The organism is Pedobacter ginsengisoli, from assembly GCF_002736205.1.
Lineage (GTDB): Bacteria > Bacteroidota > Bacteroidia > Sphingobacteriales > Sphingobacteriaceae > Pedobacter > Pedobacter ginsengisoli_A.
Map to the genome: position 1 here is coordinate 4,829,768 of NZ_CP024091.1, position 19,424 is coordinate 4,849,191.

The 19,424-nt window shown below is 36.8% G+C and carries 14 protein-coding genes; 7 read left to right on the forward strand and 7 right to left on the reverse strand.

The window, feature by feature from the left end:
- Positions 1–266: 266 nt before the first annotated feature.
- The 4 genes from CPT03_RS23270 to CPT03_RS20290 are packed head-to-tail and all read left to right on the forward strand — an operon-like array spanning position 267 to position 4,492.
- Positions 267–1,868 (forward strand): prolyl oligopeptidase family serine peptidase, encoded by a 1,602-nt coding sequence (locus CPT03_RS23270; protein ID WP_262497704.1) that lies wholly within the window; start codon positions 267–269, stop codon positions 1,866–1,868.
- Positions 1,856–2,080 carry an alpha/beta hydrolase family protein gene (locus tag CPT03_RS23275; RefSeq protein ID WP_262497705.1) on the forward strand — a complete coding sequence of 75 codons (225 nt, stop codon included), beginning with the start codon at positions 1,856–1,858 and terminating at the stop codon, positions 2,078–2,080. Before CPT03_RS23270 ends, CPT03_RS23275 begins: the two co-directional genes overlap by 13 nt.
- A 10-nt stretch (positions 2,081–2,090) precedes the next feature.
- Positions 2,091–3,758: a sensor histidine kinase gene (locus CPT03_RS20285; RefSeq protein WP_099440534.1), complete on the forward strand. Its 1,668-nt coding sequence runs from the start codon at positions 2,091–2,093 to the stop codon at positions 3,756–3,758.
- Positions 3,759–3,802: 44 nt separating this feature from the next.
- Positions 3,803–4,492 carry a response regulator transcription factor gene (locus CPT03_RS20290; RefSeq protein ID WP_099440535.1) on the forward strand — a complete coding sequence of 230 codons (690 nt, stop codon included), beginning with the start codon at positions 3,803–3,805 and terminating at the stop codon, positions 4,490–4,492.
- On the opposite strand, the gene CPT03_RS20295 is transcribed toward CPT03_RS20290, so the two are convergent.
- From CPT03_RS20295 to CPT03_RS20320, 6 genes are all read right to left on the reverse strand, one after another.
- On the reverse strand, positions 4,493–5,383 hold the full coding sequence (locus CPT03_RS20295; RefSeq protein ID WP_099440536.1) for a hypothetical protein: 891 nt from the start codon (positions 5,381–5,383) through the stop codon (positions 4,493–4,495).
- 24 nt (positions 5,384–5,407) lie between these two features.
- A complete protein-coding gene (locus CPT03_RS20300; protein WP_099440537.1) occupies positions 5,408–6,679 on the reverse strand; it encodes a metallophosphoesterase in 1,272 nt (423 codons plus the stop codon).
- A 20-nt stretch (positions 6,680–6,699) separates the two neighbouring features.
- Positions 6,700–8,196, reverse strand: coding sequence for a sigma 54-interacting transcriptional regulator (locus CPT03_RS20305; protein WP_099440538.1), 1,497 nt, complete (start codon positions 8,194–8,196; stop codon positions 6,700–6,702).
- A gap of 32 nt (positions 8,197–8,228) precedes the next feature.
- Positions 8,229–9,326, reverse strand: coding sequence for a vWA domain-containing protein (locus CPT03_RS20310; RefSeq protein WP_099440539.1), 1,098 nt, complete (start codon positions 9,324–9,326; stop codon positions 8,229–8,231).
- Positions 9,327–9,422: 96 nt separating this feature from the next.
- Positions 9,423–10,304, reverse strand: a complete 882-nt coding sequence (locus CPT03_RS20315) for a cupin-like domain-containing protein (RefSeq protein ID WP_099440540.1) — start codon at positions 10,302–10,304, stop codon at positions 9,423–9,425.
- A gap of 141 nt (positions 10,305–10,445) precedes the next feature.
- A complete protein-coding gene (locus tag CPT03_RS20320; RefSeq protein WP_099440541.1) occupies positions 10,446–11,327 on the reverse strand; it encodes a cupin-like domain-containing protein in 882 nt (293 codons plus the stop codon).
- A 159-nt stretch (positions 11,328–11,486) separates the two neighbouring features.
- On the opposite strand from CPT03_RS20320, the gene CPT03_RS20325 reads away from it, so the two are divergent.
- Both CPT03_RS20325 and CPT03_RS20330 read left to right on the forward strand, forming a co-directional pair.
- Complete coding sequence (locus CPT03_RS20325; protein ID WP_099441203.1) at positions 11,487–13,379, forward strand: DUF1800 domain-containing protein; 1,893 nt, start codon at positions 11,487–11,489, stop codon at positions 13,377–13,379.
- 21 nt (positions 13,380–13,400) lie between these two features.
- On the forward strand, positions 13,401–14,666 hold the full coding sequence (locus CPT03_RS20330) for a DUF1501 domain-containing protein (protein WP_099440542.1): 1,266 nt from the start codon (positions 13,401–13,403) through the stop codon (positions 14,664–14,666).
- Between the two features lie 51 nt (positions 14,667–14,717).
- On the opposite strand, the gene CPT03_RS20335 is transcribed toward CPT03_RS20330, so the two are convergent.
- Positions 14,718–16,037, reverse strand: coding sequence for a DUF3472 domain-containing protein (locus tag CPT03_RS20335; RefSeq protein ID WP_099440543.1), 1,320 nt, complete (start codon positions 16,035–16,037; stop codon positions 14,718–14,720).
- Positions 16,038–16,177: 140 nt separating this feature from the next.
- On the opposite strand from CPT03_RS20335, the gene CPT03_RS20340 reads away from it, so the two are divergent.
- Positions 16,178–19,336, forward strand: a complete 3,159-nt coding sequence (locus tag CPT03_RS20340; protein ID WP_099441204.1) for a glycoside hydrolase family 2 TIM barrel-domain containing protein — start codon at positions 16,178–16,180, stop codon at positions 19,334–19,336.
- Positions 19,337–19,424 lie beyond the last annotated feature (88 nt).

Genomic DNA, 19,424 nt, shown 5'->3' on the forward strand with positions numbered 1-19,424 from the left:
CTTTGGTTATGAGGTTATTATTGATTTCAGGACTTTAGAAGGTTGTTTCTAAGTAAATGATGGTTCATATTAGTTAAATATTTATTTTAACTTAAGCATATTGAAACGGCGTTTAAGGTAACAATATTGGTGTAAACTCATTTACACTGGCAGGGGTTCCGTAGCTTTGTAAGCAGAAAAATGATATGGTTGTATTTAGAAAGTGTTTTTTTCTTTTCTTATTATTCTTTACTCTAGCCTGTTCACAAAGGGAAGGAGTAAGAGTTATGCCTATCGACGATTTTTTTAAATCGCAAAATAGGATAGGCTATAGGATTTCACCGGATGCAAGAAATTTATCATATCTGAAATTAGAGGGGAGGAATCAAAATCTGTATGTTGAGGATATTGAGACGGGTAAAGGAAAAAAGATAACCCAGTTAAAGGAGAAGAGCATTATCTTTTATTTTTGGGTAAGTAAAGATGAGTTGATTTATTATAAAGAAACAGATCCTGCAAGAAGACTTTCTGATATATTCATTATTGATAAAGATGGAAATAATGAGCGGCAACTATCTAATAATAAAAAGAGTAGGATTAGGGTTTTGGATGATCAATTGATGGACGATAAATATCTACTGGTCTCATCTAACAGACGCGATTCAACAGTTTTTGATGTTTACCGTTTAAATGTTCGTAACGGGGAAATGGAGATGGCTGCAAAAAATCCTGGAAATATTACGGATTGGACAACGGATTCTGAAGGTAAACTAAGATTGGCAACAAGCAGTGATGGTGTAAATGAGACATTACTATATAGAGAAAGCGAAAATGAGGCTTTTAAACCAATAGTAACTAATAACTTTAAAAATACGTTAAGACCTATAGCATTTGCAAAAAATAAGCTTAGCATTATTTACGCTATTTCTAATGTTAACCGTGATAAAGGAGCATTAGTGGAGATTGACTGCAAGACAGGGAAGGAGATTAAAGTATTGTTTGGAAGTGAAACTATAAATATTACCGATGCTCAATATTCCAGAAAAAAACAGAAAATGTCCTTCGTTGTATATGAAACCTGGAAAAAGGAAAAGCATTTTCTGGATGATTCTGTAAAATTAATTTACAATAATCTTGATAAATTATTACCTAAAACAGAGACTAGAATAATTGACAGGGATAAAGCAGAAACCGTTTTCATAGTAAGATCATTTACTGATCGTAACCCTGGATCGTACTATCTTTATTTTTCTGAGCCTAGAAAAATACGAAAGTTGAGTGATTTCAATTCAGCTATTAATGAAAAGGAAATGTGCGAGATGAAACCTATCAGCTTTATATCAAGGGATGGACTGAGAATACATGGGTATTTAACTTTGCCTTTATACAAAAAAGCAGAGGGTTTGCCTGTGGTAGTACTGCCTCATGATGGCCCGGTTGCGAGAAATATTTGGGGGTATAATCCCGAAGTACAGTTTCTTGCAAATAGAGGTTATGCCGTTTTTCAAGTGAATTACAGAGGATCTACCGGATATGGAAAGGCTTTTATGACCGCTGGATTTAAAGAATGGGGATGTAAAATACAACATGATATTAATGATGGTGTTAAATGGTTGATTAGCGAAAAAATTGCAGATCCTAAAAGGATTGGAATATATGGAAGTGGCTTTGGTGGATATATTGCACTTAATGGTTTGTACTCGGAGAACAAGACTTATGCATGTGGTGCTTCAAATTCGGCGATCATTAATTTATTTGCTTATTTAAAATCAATACCGCCATTTTTAAAGCCGAAACTCCAAATGTATTACGAAGTTATAGGTAATCCTTTAACTGATGTAGATAGAATGCGTCAGTCTCTTCGCCTTTGTTTCAGGTGGATAGGATAGAGAAACCCTTGTTTATTGCCCAAAACACTAAAGATCCGAATATAAATGCCCGTGAAACAATACAGTTCGTTAAAAACCTTCAAAAGCGGAATATAAACGTAACTTATTTGGAAAATGATGGCGATCCATTCAATAGTAAAAATGACGAGGGTAGACAAAAACTCTATACTGCCCTTGAGTCATTTTTAGAAGTTAACCTAAAAAAGAAGTAAATTCAACCTCATGTCTTCAGAGAAGAAAAGCGGTTATCGTAAGAATTTTCCCTTAATACTCACTTTCATCATCTTGATGCTAGTGCTGTTTATGTTGTCGCTTTTGTTAGCTTATAGGTTTAGCACAAAATATATTGAAAACCAATTTGTCTCTGAAAAAGTAAATGTGCTTGAACAAAGCATTAGGCCGTACAACGATTTCTTTCAAAAAAAACTACCCGAGGTTTCCTATTATAATGGTTATTTGGACTCTGCAACTGCATCCAATTTTGTTGATACTGTATTGCTGGAATATCCATTTGTTTCTAAGGTTGTATTTTATGATTCAGAAGTTAAAAACACTCCGGTAACAGATGGCCTAAATATCGGAAGGTTCTCATTCGGCCCCAAGAGTATTTACCAGTTCGGAAGTCTTGTTCCGATGGATTCCGTTAAGCTTTTTTCTAGGGATAATACTCATAATTTTATTGCAGGAGATGATTTTAATGCTCTTGCATTAAAACTGGTTACTTACATTGAAAGTTTGGATACCAGTAGGGTGCCCAGTCAGGATGAGTTGTTTAGTAACTTTAGCAATGTACGATCCAACAAGATCACCTACTTGAATATACCGAGGATGGATGATCTGAAAATGTACAAAACAATGATGAGAAGGGCTTTAAATCCGCAGCCAATTTATCAGCAGGATATGCTTTCCTTTCAATTGGATCCATATAAGATTAAGATCATTAACTCAAGACCGTTACTTTATCAGTATATAAAAATTGAACCTTTAACCTACGATCCTCTTGAAACATCTTCATTATATGTAACTACCGAGATAACATTGCCAGGACCATTTTCAGATTATAAACTTTATTTTATTTCTTCCAAGTCATTTATTGATAAAGAAATTCTTAGTTATTTTTTGCCAATAGCTTTAGGGGTCTTGTTGTTTTACAGCATATTAGTGTTGGTAGCGTTTCTTATCTACAGAAATCTAAACATTAATCAGAAGATGTTTAAACTGCAGTATGATTTTATGAATAATCTTACCCATGAGTTTAAAACCCCGGTAAGTGTAATTAAGATTGCTGGAAATAATATTAAAAGTGCTTCAAATCTTACAGATAGAGAATTAAAACTTTATGGGAAAATTCTTGATGAAGAGGCTGATAAACTGAATGGTTTAATGAATAAGCTACTCGCTTTTACCCAAATAGAGAATAAGGCCATTCAATTAAACTCGGAGAAAGTTAATATTACTGATTTTATTGAAAGTACAGTTGAATCTCACCGACTAAAGCATCCAGATTTTGACTTTACTTTTGATGTGAGCGGATTCAAATCTTTTGTTACTGATCCGGTACTATTGGGGAGTTTGTTTGATAACCTGGCAGAAAATGCATATAAGTATTCGCCTATACAACGGAAACGCCTTCACATTTCTGCCAGACTGATTAAAGGGAAAGTAGTTTTCAGATTTACAGATCAGGGGATAGGGATTCCTTCCTCAGAAATTAATAATATATTTAAAAAGTTTTTCCGCATACAAAACCAGTACAACCAAAATGGAAGCGTTGGTCTGGGTTTGGCTTTCTGTAAGGAACTTGTTAACTTTATGAGTGGCGAGATTACAGTAAAAAGTAAGGTTGATAAAGGAACAGAGTTTAAAATTGTATTGCCATATAATGATTAATTTACATTATAGGATTGTACTTATATTGAAATAAATAAAAAATTATGTCTAAGGGAATTAAAATACTGATTGTTGAAGATGATGAGAATTTGCGCTTTTTGGTGGTACATCGCTTAAAAGCCGAAGGCTATGATGTTTTGGAGGTGGGCGATGGTTTAGCCGCCGAAAAGATGATATTAGAGGAGCAACCAGATATTGTTCTTTTAGATTGGATGTTGCCAGGTAAACAGGGAGCTGAGGTTTGTGAGGAAGTACGTAAACAAGGCTTTGAGAATCTAATTATTATGATGACTGCCAAAGCCCAGGATGTAGATAAAATTGATGCATACAACTTTGGTGCTTCTGATTATGTAACTAAACCATTTAATATGGATGTATTGGTTGCAATGCTAGATAGTAAGGTTAAATATTTGCTTAATAATGACCGTTCAGAAGTTCATCGTTTTGGCAACATGGAACATCATCCTAATATCCATACACTATTTAGAAATGGGAAGAAAATAGAGCTTACAATTCTTGAAAACAGAATTTTACTTTATTTCTTAAGAAATCCGAATAAAGTGATTAACAGAGATGAGCTTATGCTGGTTGTTTGGGGATACAACTCTGATGTGAACACCAGAACTCTTGATATGCACATTGTGCGCCTACGCAAAAAAATAGAGCTTAATCCGGATAACCCGCAGTTGCTTCAAACTGTAAGAGGTGTGGGATATCGCTTTAATCCTGCTTAGTTACATTTGTAATGGGAACCAGGCAAATAATATTAAAGCCAGGTATTGTAACAGCATAGTTCCATCAAGGTAAAAGAAATAATAATATTCATTCTTCTTTATATTTGATTTAAAGATTAACCAACCTGTTAAGATTATTGTTAGGGTAAGTGCAAGGATGTCTCCAAGTGTAGCTTGTCTGAATAATATTAAAAGCAAAACATATAGGCCGAGTAGGAATTGACAAAAGATGTATGCCTTTTTCTCTCCAAGTATTACAGGGATTGTTTTAAGGGCGTAAAGCTTATCCTGGAATAGATCACGGATGTCAAAGGGAACAGTTATAGCTGCAATAAATAGAAAGCGTTTGGCTACAAGCAAAAGTGTTTCCGCCGAAGAGATATTGATCTGATAGCTGCGTTCAAGTTCAACAATTGGTAATAGTACGCTGCTCACGGACCATACAAGAGCAATCAGAAAGAGCTTAATTCCGGGGATATTTCTTAGCCCAATTTGTTGCTTGTTGAGTGTCAAAAAGGGCACGTTATAGCCCACTGCCATTAATCCGGTAAAGGCCATAAGTAGTTTCGATTCGAAACTTAAATACCACAAACCAAGAGGAATTAGACACAAAATACAGATTAATGTAATTGAAATGATTAACCGATGGTGCGAAAATATCCACCTGACTCTAATATAGGGTGAATTCCCTGGATCTTTAGGCTTAGCTAAAAGCATACTAAAGTTGTATAGGCCAACTGTAGCAAAGAATAAAAATGCAAGGATGTATTTATCGGCAGGAACATGCAAAAGATGGTAGGTCACCAATCCTTGGGCGGCGGCACAAATACCGATAAATAGATTGCTGAATAACAGGAAATCAAGAATAGAAAGAAGTATTCTTTTAATCATTTGTACTGAAGAGGTTTAATTTAATCAGGCCCGCTTCAATTCAAATATCGTTATTTCTGGTAAAATTCCAACTCTTCCAGGGTAACCCAGAAAACCATAGCCAACATTTACATAAAGCTGTTGGTTTTGTTCTCTGTATAGTCCGGCCCATTCTTTGTATATATATTGTATTGGGCTCCATTGATAATGCTCAGTTCTTACACCAAATTGCATACCATGGGTATGTCCGCTAAACATGGCGTCTATTTGTTGATATTTTTTCAGTACCTCCTGTCTCCAGTGAGAAGGATCATGTGATAGTAATAATTTTACAGGTAAATCAGCCGTATCTTTAGTCGCCAGATCCATCCTACCATATTTAGGAAAACGGCCCATACCCCAATTTTCAATTCCTAAGACTCCAATTTCCTCACCATCTACTTTAAGTCGCCTATGTTCATTCATTAATAAATCCCATCCCATTATTTTATGAGTTTTTATAACATCCTGAAGATTTTTAGCCTTGGCAGCTGAAGGGGCGCCACCAAAATGATAATCCCCGTAATCATGATTTCCAAGTACCGAATATACTCCAAGAGGTGCTTTTACCTTACTAAACAGATCCTGATAATCGCGCATTTCAGTTGCCATATCATTTACAAGATCTCCCGTAAAAAAAATAAAATCAGGCTTTTCTGCCAACAACATATCCACGCCCCCCTGCACCGCTCTTTTATTGTAGAAACTCCCTGAATGAATATCCGAGATCTGGCCAAGCTTGATGCCTTCAAATGCCCTTGGAAGATTGGGTAGAACCAGTGTTCTTCGTTTTATTTTATAGTCATATGCTCCAGAGGAAATGCCCCATGTAAGTGAAGTTAGGGGAATAGCCGCTGTAATTAACCCAGCTTTTACAATAAAAGATGACCTACTTATAGGCTCTCCAAAAGGCTCAGTTTCTTTAACTGCCACAGATGTATCTTTCTTTTTAAGTGATCTGTTCATTTTAATGATTAATCTTCTGAGATCATCAATCAATAGAAATGGTAGCATCACAATCTTACAAATTAATGTTAAGAAGAACGCAACAAGTATAATAGAGCGTAAGCTTAGGTACAAAGGTAAATAAGAAGGGACATAGATAGCTGAAAATACCCCTATTACAAGAATGCCCGTATAGGTCCACCAAATTACAGAGAAAAGTTTCTTTGTAGCTGGCCTCCATTTGTTAAAAACTGATAAAACTGCGCGATAGCAATAATAATCGAAAGCCAGAAGGAAAATTGATAAAATTATAAGTGCGGGTAGTCGTCCCATTTAATTATTTTTAGAGTAAATTACCTGAAATTAATATCATCATCATCGTCATCAAGCTCGGTATTGAACAAGCTTTCAAACATATCTGAGAATCCGAATCCCCCTTCAAGGTATTTTTTGTTTAATTGTGAATGTTCGGCAAGGCCATGCAATACGAATTCCATTAATAATAGGGTCTGGTTTTCACTAAGCTTTGGATGAAACTTTTTAACAAGATCATATAGGCCATTAACACCTCTCAGCTGTTGCTGATACTTAACTTGTGTAAGAGAATCAGCAATATCTAAAGTATTACCTTCTGTAAACCATTCTGTGATGTCATTGTATGGATTTGCAGTTTTACTTTTTTTTGCTCTTTCCGGATCTGGGAAATAGCGGGCAAATAAACTTTTAATTGCTTTGCCAATAAGCGTATTTGCAACTTTTGCAGGGCCTTCTAGCTCGCCCTCATAAACCAGCTCAATTTTTCCTGTTACAGCAGGTATAATGCCTGCCAGATCAGAAAGTCTTACAAAAGTACTCTTCTCTCCATTAATTAACATTCTGCGTTCTGCAGTACTAATTAGATTCTCATATGCAGTAATAGTTAATCTGGCTGATACTCCTGATTTCTGATCAATATATTCACTTTTTCTTGCCTCAAATGCAACTTGTTCTATTAGATCTTTTACTAAGCCATCAGCCTCAATATTAGCTTTTTGTTCTTCTGATGTCTTTGCTTCCTGAAATGTTATCCTTCTTGATATATCAATACTTTTAGGGTAGTGCGTTAGGATCTGACTTTCTATACGATCTTTTAGAGGCGTTACAATAGAACCTCTATTGGTATAATCTTCAGGGTTTGCAGTAAATACAAACTGTACATCAAGAGGTAAACGAAGCTTAAAGCCTCTTATCTGAATATCTTTTTCCTGAAGCATATTAAATAATGCTACCTGTATGCGTGCTTGTAAATCAGGTAACTCATTAATTACAAATATACTTCTGTGAGCCCTTGGTATTAGTCCAAAGTGAATTACACGTTCATCATTATAAGTTAACTTTAGGGTAGCGGCTTTAATTGGATCCACATCGCCAATTAAATCAGCAACAGTTACATCTGGTGTAGCCAGTTTTTCAGTATATCTTTCACTTCGATGTTGCCAGCTAATAGGAGTATTGTCACCATGAATTAGTATTTCATGTTTTGCATACCACGAAATAGGATTCAAAGGGTCATCAAAGATCTCACTTCCACTCACATAAGGAATATATTCATCTAATAGGTTTACCATTAAACGGGCAATACGTGTTTTTGCCTGCCCGCGCAAACCCAATAATAAAATATTGTGTCGCGATAAAATAGCTGTCTGTAACTCAGGAATTACTGTTTCATCATATCCTAAAATACCTTCAAATCCTGCTTCCTTATTTTGAAGCTGGACAATCAGATTTTTGCGAAGCTCGTCTTTTACCGATAACGATCTGTAGCTTGAGGCTTTTAACTGACCTAGGGTTTTTATATTGTTGTGATCCATGTCTTATCTTTTCGAATTGAGCGTTTAGTATTTTACCTCACTGTTTTGCGTCTATTCTTTATATAATCTTCAAAAATGTATTCTCCAAGCCCTGTTAAGGAACTATAGAATGCTCTTCCGCCATTAATTTGAGTAAATTCTCTCACAAATTGCTGCAGGTACGGGTCCTGAGCTATCATAAATGTAGTAATAGGAATATTAAGTCGTTTGCATTGAGCTGCCATATTCAATGTTTTATTAATCACCTTTCTGTCAAGCCCCATACTATTTTTATAATACCGGCCATTTTCCTTTAAGCAGGTCGGTTTACCATCGGTGATCATGAAAATCTGTTTGTTATGGGTTTTACGGCGACGCAATAAATCGGCAGCTAGCTCTAATCCTGCAAAGGTATTTGTATGATATGGGCCTACTTGTAGGTATGGTAAATCTTTGATTGATATAGGCCAGGCGTCGTTACCAAACACAACAATATCAAGAGTATCCTTAGGGTATCTGGTTTTAATCAACTCTGCAAGTGCCATAGCTACCTTTTTAGCAGGAGTTATCCTATCCTCTCCATATAGAATCATAGAGTGAGATATGTCTATCATCAGTACGGTAGAAGTGAGGGTTTTATAGTCTTTTTCCTCTACTTCTAAATCTCTCTCAGTTAAAGTAAAGTTTGCAATACCATGATTTATTTGGGCGTTTTGTATCGAAGCAGTAATATCTATCTGATCTAAGCTATCTCCAAAAGAGAACTCTCTTCTATCCGCATTTTTTTCTTCACCAATACCTGATATATTGGTGTTATGGTTTCCTCTTCCGGCTTTTTTTAATCTACCGAATATTTCTTCAAGGGCAGACTTACGTATTGTCTGTTCAGTTTTTGCCGTAATGCTTAAGTCTCCATTTGCAGGGTTCTCTTTAAGATAACCTTTTTCTGTAAGGTCATCAATAAAATTGCCCATGCCATATTCATTGTTTGTGAACTTATATTTCTTGTCCAGCTCATTCATCCATGCCAATGCCTCTCCTGCATCACCGGCAGTATAATTCAGTAGCTGGGTGAAAAGCTTAAGCAATTCATCAAACCCACCTTTTGGTAAATCATCGGGTTGGAAATTAGAAAAATGAAAACCTCTCATATATTCATTATAAACGAATTATCGAAGGTAAAAGTTTGAGGCATTAATAATGTTATCCGGGTGTAAAAATACCCCTAATACGGTGGCTTAGAGTAATTATTTAGGACTGCCGTTAGCTAAAGCTCTCTCAGCCCGTTTTATCGCTAGTCGTTCTCTCCATTTTGCATAAGGGGCTTTAAAAGCCATTTTTAATACACTGTCAACACCACCTTTTACTGCAAGGTTAAAAACACTTTGGGCTTTTCTGGTAATAGAAGCATCCCAGGCTCTTAAACTTAATGAAAAAGAACCATCCAGGTATTTCATCCAATGCCACATTCCGGTAGGCATAAAAAGCGTATCGCCGTGTTCAAGGAAAACCTCGTAACCTTCAACACCTTTAAGTGCAGGGAATTTTTCAAAATCAGGATTAGCCACATCATAATCCTCCAGCGCATAAGTTGCATTAGGGATACAGTACAAACGCTCTTTCCATTTATTGTCAAAAAGAATAATGTGTTTTCTGCCTCCAAAATGGGTATGGAAAAGATGGGGTAAATCTATATCATAATGTAAGAAGGTAACTGAGTTTGATCCTCCAAAAAACATTGCGGGCATACTTTCAATAAAACCACCCATCAAGTCTTTAGGAATCACTATGTCATTTACCAGATTGGGGACATGTTTAAACAGGTTAAAGAAAAAGATTCTTAGCTCAGTTGGCTTAGACTTAATCAGATCCAGATAATCTCCGAATTTCATTTCGGCAACTGAAGCATTAATAGGCTTTGAAGGATCAGCTTTAGAGTTGTCCATTAAACTTACCTTCAATTCTCCTCCTATTTCCTTTAAATAGTCGGTAGTCCATTTTTCTCTTGCCGGCCATGTTTTAGTAAGCCCTTTAATGATTAAAGGACGTCTTGCATCTAAATAATTTTTCTTAAAATCAGCAGGGCTGATGCTCTCAACGGTGTCTACCGGCTTTAAAATAAAACTCATAAGTTTTAATGATAAGATACTTAATAACGACTAAATGCCTGTTTACTGATCTTATTTAGAACAAACTTAGATAAAAAAATCCTTCTCTTCATAATGCAATCGTTTAAAATCCCCGAAATAAATTAAAGATAACTGCCAACATTAATAGGGCTGATGATTGACAAGCGCTTTATTTGCTCGTTTTATAGCCAGACTTTCTTTCCAGCTCATGTATTTTTCTCTGAAATTAGCCTTCATAAAATCATCAAATTTCCGCTGAACAGTAAGATTGTATAAACTTTTTGCTTTTACGCCAAATGATTTATCCCATGCCCTTAAACTAATAGAGAATGAACCATCCAGGTATTTCATCCAATGCCAGTAACCTGTAGGCATAAACAGTGTGTCACCATGCTCAAGGAAAGCCTCTACGCCTTTAACACCTTCCAATGCAGGAAATTTGTTGAAATCAGGATTTTCAACATCATAGTCTTCTAAAGCGTAAGTAGCAAACGGAATTTGATATAGACGTTTTTTCCATTTGTTTTCAAACAGGATAATGTGCTTTCTCCCATTAAAATGAGTGTGAAAAATGTGAGCTAGATCTATATCATAGTGCAAAAAAGTAACAGAGCCTTTTCCGCCAAAAAACATGTTAGGATAGCTATCTAAAAAACCACCCATTAGTTCTTTTGGAGCACGGTAGTCTTCAAGTAATTTTTTTGCCTGTTTAATAGGGTCAAATAAAAAAATGCGAAGGTCTGTAGGTGTATTTTTTATTAATTCTATATAGTCTGCAAACTTCATTTCTGCTGCAGAAGCATTAATCGGTTTTGAAGGATCTGCTTTGGAACTATCATATAAAGGGACTGTTCTGTCACCAACAGCACTCTTCATATAGTCTAAATTCCACTTTTCATAGGCAGGCCAGGCCCTCGACATATTTTTTATAATAAGTGGTCTACGGGGATTCAGGTAGTTTTTTTCAAATTCCTCTTTAGAAATATCATTAACGATATCGATTGGTGATAAGTCAAACTGCATGTTAATTCAATATTAAGACGAAACAAAATTATAGAAAATGAGGAGGGGAGGGAATTACCCCAAATAAAAATTAAAAATCTCTGACAAAACATTAAGTTATATCCGGTTTAATCTTTTTTGCGTTTTAATTGTCATAGAAGTATAACCAACAAGATGCCTATGAAAACATCAATTAAGATTTCCCTCTCTTTTGTATTTGTTTTGTTATTAGTTCTTTTATTCTCTTCTTTTCAAAAGAAACCGGCAGCAGAAAAATTAATTTTTCCTTATAAGCAGGCGGGTTTAAGCGAACGACAAGCGGCAGAGCATCTGCTAAGCAGATTCACTTATGGTCCTAAGCCTGGAGACATAGATCACGTTCTGGACATGGGCCTGGAAAAATGGTTTATGCAGCAGTTGGATGGCAATCTGGATGATAAAGTACTTAATGAAAAATTGGCTCAGTTTGAGGACATCAATTTAACCAATACTGAAGTCGAAAATAAATATCCCCGAGCTGCAAGAGTATTACGTATGGCCATTAAGGAAGGGGCAATAGATAAGGATTCTGTAAATAAAGGAAATCAGGCAGCTTATAGAAAGCAGATAAAGGATTATATGGAACAGAAAGGGTTAAAGCCGCAACGGGAACTGTATCGTCAGTTTATTAATCAAAAAATATTAAGAGCTGCTTATACGAATAATCAATTGCGCGAATTGCTTACTGATTTCTGGTTCAATCATTTCAATGTTTCTTTAACTAAAAACCAATGTGCATCATTTATTCCCGCTTATGAACGGGATGTGATCAGACCAAATGTAACCGATAAATTCAGCAATTTGCTCCTCGCTACGGCAAAGTCGCCAGCAATGCTTATCTATCTTGATAATTTTATCAGTAGTGGACAACCAACTGCTAAAATGAGAAAAGATTCTATACTTATGAAAGATGGAACCATAGTGAAGAAGTTTAGGAAGGTTCAGACAAAAAAGAAACAGGGTGGACTAAATGAGAATTATGCCCGCGAGGTAATGGAACTACATACATTGGGTGTAGATGGTGGATATACTCAGGCTGATGTAACACAGGCTGCAAGGGTATTAACCGGCTGGACTATTGCTCCTATGGGAGATGATAGTTATGGCGGAGCTATAAAGAAACTGATTGATAATATAGAAGAAGCTAATCTTGAAAAAAGAGGGTTTGTGCACCAGGGAGATTTCTTATTCGTACCAACTCGACACGATAATGCCGAGAAAATAGTTCTGGGGAAGCGATTCGCCCCAAATGGTGGCTACGAAGAGGGTACTGTGCTATTAAATATGTTGGCCCATCATCCGTCTACAGCAAAGTTTATATCAAAAAAAATTGCTACTCGCTTTGTAAGTGATCAACCCGCTGCTAAACTCGCTGATAGAATGGCGAAAACTTTCATTAAATCTGATGGAGATATTAAACAGGTAATGATTGTTATGGTTTCATCTCCGGAATTCTGGCAGGCTGATGCCTTAAGAGAAAAAACTAAATCGCCCTTTGAACTAGCCATTAGTGCCGTAAGGAGTCTGGAAGCTCAAATAGTACAGCCATATCAATTGTTTAGTTGGGTTAATAAGATGGGGCAGAAGATGTACTACTACCAGGCACCAACTGGGTTTCCGGATAAGGGACAGTATTGGATTAATACTGGCGCCTTATTAAACAGAATGAATTTTGGACTGGCTCTGGCCTCACAACGTATTCCGGGAATAAAGGTAGATCTCGGAGCTTTAAATAACCATCATGAACCAGAAAGTGCTGATGAGGCCTTAACAATATATAGTAAGATCATTATGCCCGAACGAAATCTCGATGCGACAATAAAGCGGTTAAAGCCAATGCTTAAGGATCCGGATTTAAATAAGAAAGTAGAAATGGCCGCTAATAAAAACATAATGACAATACCAGATACTAATGAAGACACTCTTGCAAACATTAAAAAAAGTAGGATAGCTAAAGATATATATATAAAGAATTCTGAACTGGCACAGGTTGTAGGTGTAATTTTGGGTTCTCCCGAATTTCAACGTAAATAAACTTAAAGTAAAAGATTAGCCATGACATCAAGAAGAGGATTTTTAAAAGCCGGAGGCCTTGCCTTATTTGGTATAGGAATGGGTGGAGTACCGGGCTTTCTTGCCAATGCAGCTGCAGAAATAAAGCAACCCGGACTATTTGAAAGAAAGAAAATATTAGTCTGCATTTTCCAACGAGGGGCAATGGACGGCTTGATGGCTGTTACGCCTTTTACAGATGAATATTTAAAAGCTGCCAGACCTTCGCTGTTTATGTCTGCTGCTAAAATATCCGCAAATAAACCATTAATAGATTTGGATGGGCACTTTGGATTGCATCCCTCAATGGCGGCCTTTGAACAGGTATTCAGAGATAAAAGAATGGGCATAGTACATGGAATTGGCTCACCGAATAATACACGCTCCCATTTTGATGCGCAAGATTACATGGAATCGGGTACACCCTTTAAGAAAAGTACAGAAAGCGGATGGCTTAACAGGGCCGTGGGTTTGCTTGGCCATGATGCTGCATCGCCACTTAGAGGGGTAAGTTTAACCTCATCTTTACCAAGGTCCTTTTATGGCGATTATCCGGCAGTTGCAATAAGCAGTTTGAAAGATTTTAATATTCAGATGAAAGGCAATATCAATGGAGCCAATATGGCAGCTAAAAGCTTTGAAGACCTTTATGACCAAACAGCATCGGGACTACTAAAGGAAACCGGTAAAGAAAGTTTCGAAGCAATAAAAATGCTTCAAAAAACAGATGTGAAAAATTATAAGCCAGCCACCGGAGTTGTTTATCCTAATTCAGCCTTAGGGAATTCATTGAAGCAGATTGCCCAACTTATCAAAATGAATGTAGGAATGGAAGTTGCCTTTGCTGAATCTGGAGGGTGGGATACACACTTTAACCAAGGAAGAGAGACAGGGATTTTTGCCAGGAACGTGAATGACCTGAGTGAGAGTATTATGGCATTTTGGACAGATATGGGGACGTTACAGGATGATGTAACGGTTATGACCATGACTGAGTTTGGCCGCACAGTAAAACAAAATGGAACGGGTGGCACAGATCATGGCAGGGCATCTTGCAATTTTATTCTTGGAAATAGCGTAAACGGCGGATTAGTACATGGAATAATAAATCCGCTTACAATTGAAAACCTTGAAGATGGCCGAGATCTTGCTGTTACTACAGATTTTAGAGCTGTGTTTAGCGAGGTTGCCGACAAACATTTAAAAATTAATAATGATAAAATACTATTTCCCGACTGGAGTGGTAAAAAAATAGGAGTAATGAGCTAAGAAGGGTGCTTAAAACATTCTTTTAGTTTTAAACACCCTCAAGAGCTCGCCTTATGGCAATTTTTTAAAGTCAATTTCAGGATGTTCTTTTCCCGAGGCTTTTCTTTGCAAAGGAGTTTTTATAGGAGTGAAATCATTAAAGAAGCCACAATTCTTTAAAAAGAACGACGAACCCTCTGTTCCACCTGCATAATCTTTCCTGTAGTTTTCTCTTGCAGTTGCATCAGCCGTAAAAGTAGCTTCAGTAACCTCATGCCAGTTGCCCTGTGCGTCTATAGCCCATTGATTTTTATAATTTGCTTTACGCGACTGATCACCTGTAGATGGAGAAAAGTTTTCAAGGAAAGAGTGAAGCCCTTTTAAGTATTCACCTGATTTTGGACGCTCAAAACTGGCAACAAGCTGCCAATTCCCCTTTTCTAAATCTTTAAAATAGGCAGTGTATATAGTTGTTTTTTTATCTGTATTAGGCTGTGCCCTTATCAGAAAAGCATAAATCTTTCCGGCTTTCCATGGGTAAAACATATAGCTTTGTCCACCAGAACCTTCATTTCCAAATTCTCCAGTCTTTGTTTTCTCTCCCTTTTTAAGCAATATTACCTTCATGCTGTCCGGAATAGATTTTGGATCATCAGTAGAAAATGGACTCCATATAGAAAACAATACCCTGCGTTCAGTGGAAGAATTTACCTGCATTCCAAAATACCCTCCGCTAAAGCCATTCGACATAAAATAAGTACCTAGTTTATCTTCACCAACAGGAACCTGAATTTCATTATAAAACCATTCGGTATTGTTCTGTGCTTCGGTCGGTATTTTGTATCCTAAATGTACAGAAGGTCCCCTATGGCCCCAGTAAAAATAATTTCCTTCGTTGTTTTTAACATAAGCAGCACCCTTTAGTAGTTCGATACTTCCACTAACAACTAAATCTGATACTTCTGCAAAAACACCTCCGGTTTTTGAAATTCCCTTCAACTCTACTTTTACATAACCAGGGCGTTTAATTGTTATGTTTCCTATTTTAACCAATGCAGAGCCTAGATTACCTACCTCTTTAACCAAGGTAGTGCCTTCGGCGGTTAAACTTATTTTACTTTTCCCTTCGGGAACACTCAATTTTAATGATAATTCTGCCTGTCCGGCAGCTTCTGTTCTAAAATAAATGGTAATTACATCGCTTGCGGCAGACCAATTGGTTATGCCCTCTTTTTTAAGACTTGCGGTTGAGTTTTCGTTTACCCATCCATTTCCTCCAAGCGGTATGGTAATGGTTTCAGATTCTGCAGTTTGCTTTACTTTTGCCAAACAAATGGTACTAAGTAAAAACTGAAATGTAAGCAGAAACAAGGTGGTTCTTTTCATATTCATTTATGTGTTGTTTGTGTTAGGAATTAAATGTATGAAAACCATGATTAAAATGTTCAACTAAATTTAAGTCAAACGTTTGCGTTAATATTTTAGCTAAAATATAATTAGGTTCGATGGCAGAATACAATCGAAACATTCAAATGAAATTTTTTTTAACCACCCTATCTCTGTTATTAGCTGGATCAGCTGTAATAGGGCAGCAATTACCTTCTGAACTACAGACCCCCGAAGTGGTTTCTGTAAACAGGATGCCGATGCGTGCGTCAGCTTTTGCCTTTGAAAATAGAGAATTGGCTTCTAAAAGAGCGAAAGAAAAATCCAATTATTTTTTAACACTCAATGGTCAGTGGAAATTTAATTGGGTACAAGACCCACGAAAGCGTCCGGATGATTTTTATAAAACCGATTTTGATGATGCCAAATGGGATAACTTCAAAGTCCCTGCCAATTGGGAAACCAATGGATACGGCTTGCCGATCTATGTCAATCAACCATATGAATTTGCTGGACGTAAAAATACGGGTGCCAAAATGAACCCTCCTTTTGATATTCCTGTTGATAATAACCCGGTGGGGTCTTATCGTAAAAAGTTTACCCTTCCCCAAAACTGGGATGGCCGCCAGGTGTTTATTCACCTTGGTGCAGTGAAATCAGCTTTTTATATTTGGGTAAATGGTAAAAAAGTAGGGTATAGTGAAGACAGTAAACTTGCTGCGGAATTTGATATTACTAAATATGTGAAGCCCGGAGAAAATCTTGTGGCTTTGCAGGTATACAGGTGGAGTGATGGTAGTTACCTGGAGTGCCAGGATATGTGGCGTATTTCGGGAATTGAGCGCGATGTTTATTTATATGCTACACCTAAATTAGATGTTAGGGATTTCAAAGCAATAGCAACGCTCGACAAATCTTATAAAAACGGGCTACTTTCTCTTACTGCCGAGATAAACAATTATAGGGTTGATAAGAAAACTATGCATAGTAAACCTGATACGTTTGCTGTTGAATTAGATCTGGTAGATGCTAAAGGCAAGTCTGTTTATAAAGATGAAACCAAAAGAGTTAAAACAGTTCTTGGAAATTATAAAAGTACCGTTAGCTTTAATACTCAGATAGAAAATGTAGCTGCATGGACGGCAGAAACACCAAATTTATATACACTTTTCATCACTCTAAAAGATAAAAAAGGAAATGTTCTAGAGGTTATTCCTCAGCGAATCGGCTTCCGTACGGTCGAATTGGTAAACAATAACTTTCTTGTAAATGGTAAACGGGTGTTTTTCAAAGGGGTTAATCGTCATGAGCACAATGCAACTCAAGGGCATACACTTACCCATGCTGATATGTTGAAAGATATGGAGATGATGAAAAAACTGAATGTTAACTCAGTTAGGCATTCTCATTACCCTCCTGATCCATATTGGATGGAGCTGTGCGATGAATATGGCCTTTACGTAGTTGATGAAGCAAATATAGAATCTCATGGTCGTTATTATGATTTGGCTTATACGCTTGGTAATGATAAACAATGGAGAGTTCCTCATTTGGAGCGCATCAAGAGAATGTATGAACGCGACAAAAACCATTCATCAGTAATCACATGGTCTTTAGGAAATGAGGCCGGAAATGGAGTGAATTTTTATGAAGGTTATGATTGGCTTAAATCAAATGACATCAGACCTGTACAATATGAACGTGCTGAAGAAGATTACAACACAGACATGATTGTTCCTCAATATCCAGACCCAAACTGGCTTAAAGAATATGCAAACAGCAAACCTGATAGGCCGCTTATTATGAGTGAATTTGCACACATAATGGGTAACAGTCTGGGTAACTTTAAAGAATACTGGGATGTTATTGAAACCCAACCTAATTTGCAGGGAGGTTTTATCTGGGAATGGATAGATCAGGCAATTGATACAGTTAAGAATGGAAAACGTATCAACGCATATGGCGGCGATTTCCCACTAAGCGGTCCGGTTAACCAGGATTTTAGTGATAATAATTTTTGCGTAAAGGGAGTTGTTACCAATTATAGGGGAATGACACCTATGGCTGTTGAAGTAAAAAAGGTATATCAATATATCAAAACAGCTTATAATGGAGCAAATAAGATCAGTGTCAATAATTCTTATTTCTTCAAGAATCTGGATAATGTTGGACTTGCCTGGGAACTTCTGGAAAATGGAAAGGTTATAGAAAAGGGCACAATAAGTATTTTAAATGTAGATCCAAGAACGGGAAAAGAGATTAGTTTGCCTGTTAAAACCAAGGCTAAAAACGGAGCCGAGTATTTTTTAAATGTTTATTATAACCTGAAGAAGGAAGAACCATTTTTGCCGGCGGGATATAACATCGCCGCAGAACAATTTGCATGGGCTGGGGTAGCTCAACCTTTTAAAATAGCAACTACAAGCGGTAAGCTATTGATAGCAAAAGAATCAGGTAAAGCCATTGTAAAAGGCAAAGACTTTTCGGTAGCCTTTGATATGGCTGCAGGTACTATGAGCAGCTACAGTATTAAAGGAATCCAAACGCTTACGGAAGGACCAATTCCGGCATTCTGGCGAGCACCTACTGATAATGATATTGGTGCTGGTTTTAACAGCAGCTTAAGGAAATGGCGTAATGCTTATGCAGAAGGCAAACTAAGTCTTGCAGATATTAAACAAGATGCATCAGGCGATGTTACGGCAACATTTACCAAAGAACTGGTAAATGGTGATGCCTCAGTAACGCAGATATTTACAATCAAGGGAGATGGTACAATTAAAGTTGATAACAAGTTTGTGGCAATAAAAGGTAAATACCCTTTAATGCAACGGATTGGTACTGATTTGCAATTAAGCAAAGAGTTTAGTAAAATCAATTTCTATGGTCGTGGCCCCGGAGAGAATTATTGGGACCGTAAAACCGGATCCTTTATTGGGCTTTATAGCCAAACAATTGATGAACAGTATTTCCCTTATGCACGACCGCAAGAAAGTGGTAATAAAACAGATGTACGCTGGGTGAATTTTACAGATAAAAAAGGAAAAGGAGTAAGCTTTGGAATGGCTGATAGTTTATTAAGCTTTTCAGCATTGCCGTATTCATTAAATGATCTTGATCCTGAGGAAGAAAAGCAACAGTACCATTCAGGAGAACTTGTTAAGCGCGATAGGATTTACATGCACATGGATTTAATCCAGAGTGGTGTTCAGGGAATAGATAGTTGGGGTGCTATGCCATTAAAAGAGTATAGAGTACCTTACGTAAAACATGAGTATTCTTACTGGATAAAACCAATTAAATAGCAAATAAAAAAGGGAACGTACATACACGTTCCCTTTTTTATTTGGTCAAACTTTTATTTCTTTTTGTCTGATATTGAAATGATTGCGC

Excerpts from the sequence above, each read along its gene's own strand:
- CPT03_RS23270 (WP_262497704.1), top strand. The coding sequence starts at position 267 with ATGCCTATCGACGATTTTTTTAAATCGCAAAATAGGATAGGCTATAGG.
- CPT03_RS20285 (WP_099440534.1), top strand. The coding sequence starts at position 2,091 with ATGTCTTCAGAGAAGAAAAGCGGTTATCGTAAGAATTTTCCCTTAATA.
- CPT03_RS20290 (WP_099440535.1), top strand. The coding sequence starts at position 3,803 with ATGTCTAAGGGAATTAAAATACTGATTGTTGAAGATGATGAGAATTTG.
- CPT03_RS20295 (WP_099440536.1), bottom strand. The coding sequence starts at position 5,383 with ATGATTAAAAGAATACTTCTTTCTATTCTTGATTTCCTGTTATTCAGC.
- CPT03_RS20300 (WP_099440537.1), bottom strand. The coding sequence starts at position 6,679 with ATGGGACGACTACCCGCACTTATAATTTTATCAATTTTCCTTCTGGCT.
- CPT03_RS20305 (WP_099440538.1), bottom strand. The coding sequence starts at position 8,196 with ATGGATCACAACAATATAAAAACCCTAGGTCAGTTAAAAGCCTCAAGC.
- CPT03_RS20310 (WP_099440539.1), bottom strand. The coding sequence starts at position 9,326 with ATGAGAGGTTTTCATTTTTCTAATTTCCAACCCGATGATTTACCAAAA.
- CPT03_RS20315 (WP_099440540.1), bottom strand. The coding sequence starts at position 10,304 with ATGAGTTTTATTTTAAAGCCGGTAGACACCGTTGAGAGCATCAGCCCT.
- CPT03_RS20320 (WP_099440541.1), bottom strand. The coding sequence starts at position 11,327 with ATGCAGTTTGACTTATCACCAATCGATATCGTTAATGATATTTCTAAA.
- CPT03_RS20325 (WP_099441203.1), top strand. The coding sequence starts at position 11,487 with ATGAAAACATCAATTAAGATTTCCCTCTCTTTTGTATTTGTTTTGTTA.
- CPT03_RS20330 (WP_099440542.1), top strand. The coding sequence starts at position 13,401 with ATGACATCAAGAAGAGGATTTTTAAAAGCCGGAGGCCTTGCCTTATTT.
- CPT03_RS20335 (WP_099440543.1), bottom strand. The coding sequence starts at position 16,037 with ATGAATATGAAAAGAACCACCTTGTTTCTGCTTACATTTCAGTTTTTA.
- CPT03_RS20340 (WP_099441204.1), top strand. The coding sequence starts at position 16,178 with ATGAAATTTTTTTTAACCACCCTATCTCTGTTATTAGCTGGATCAGCT.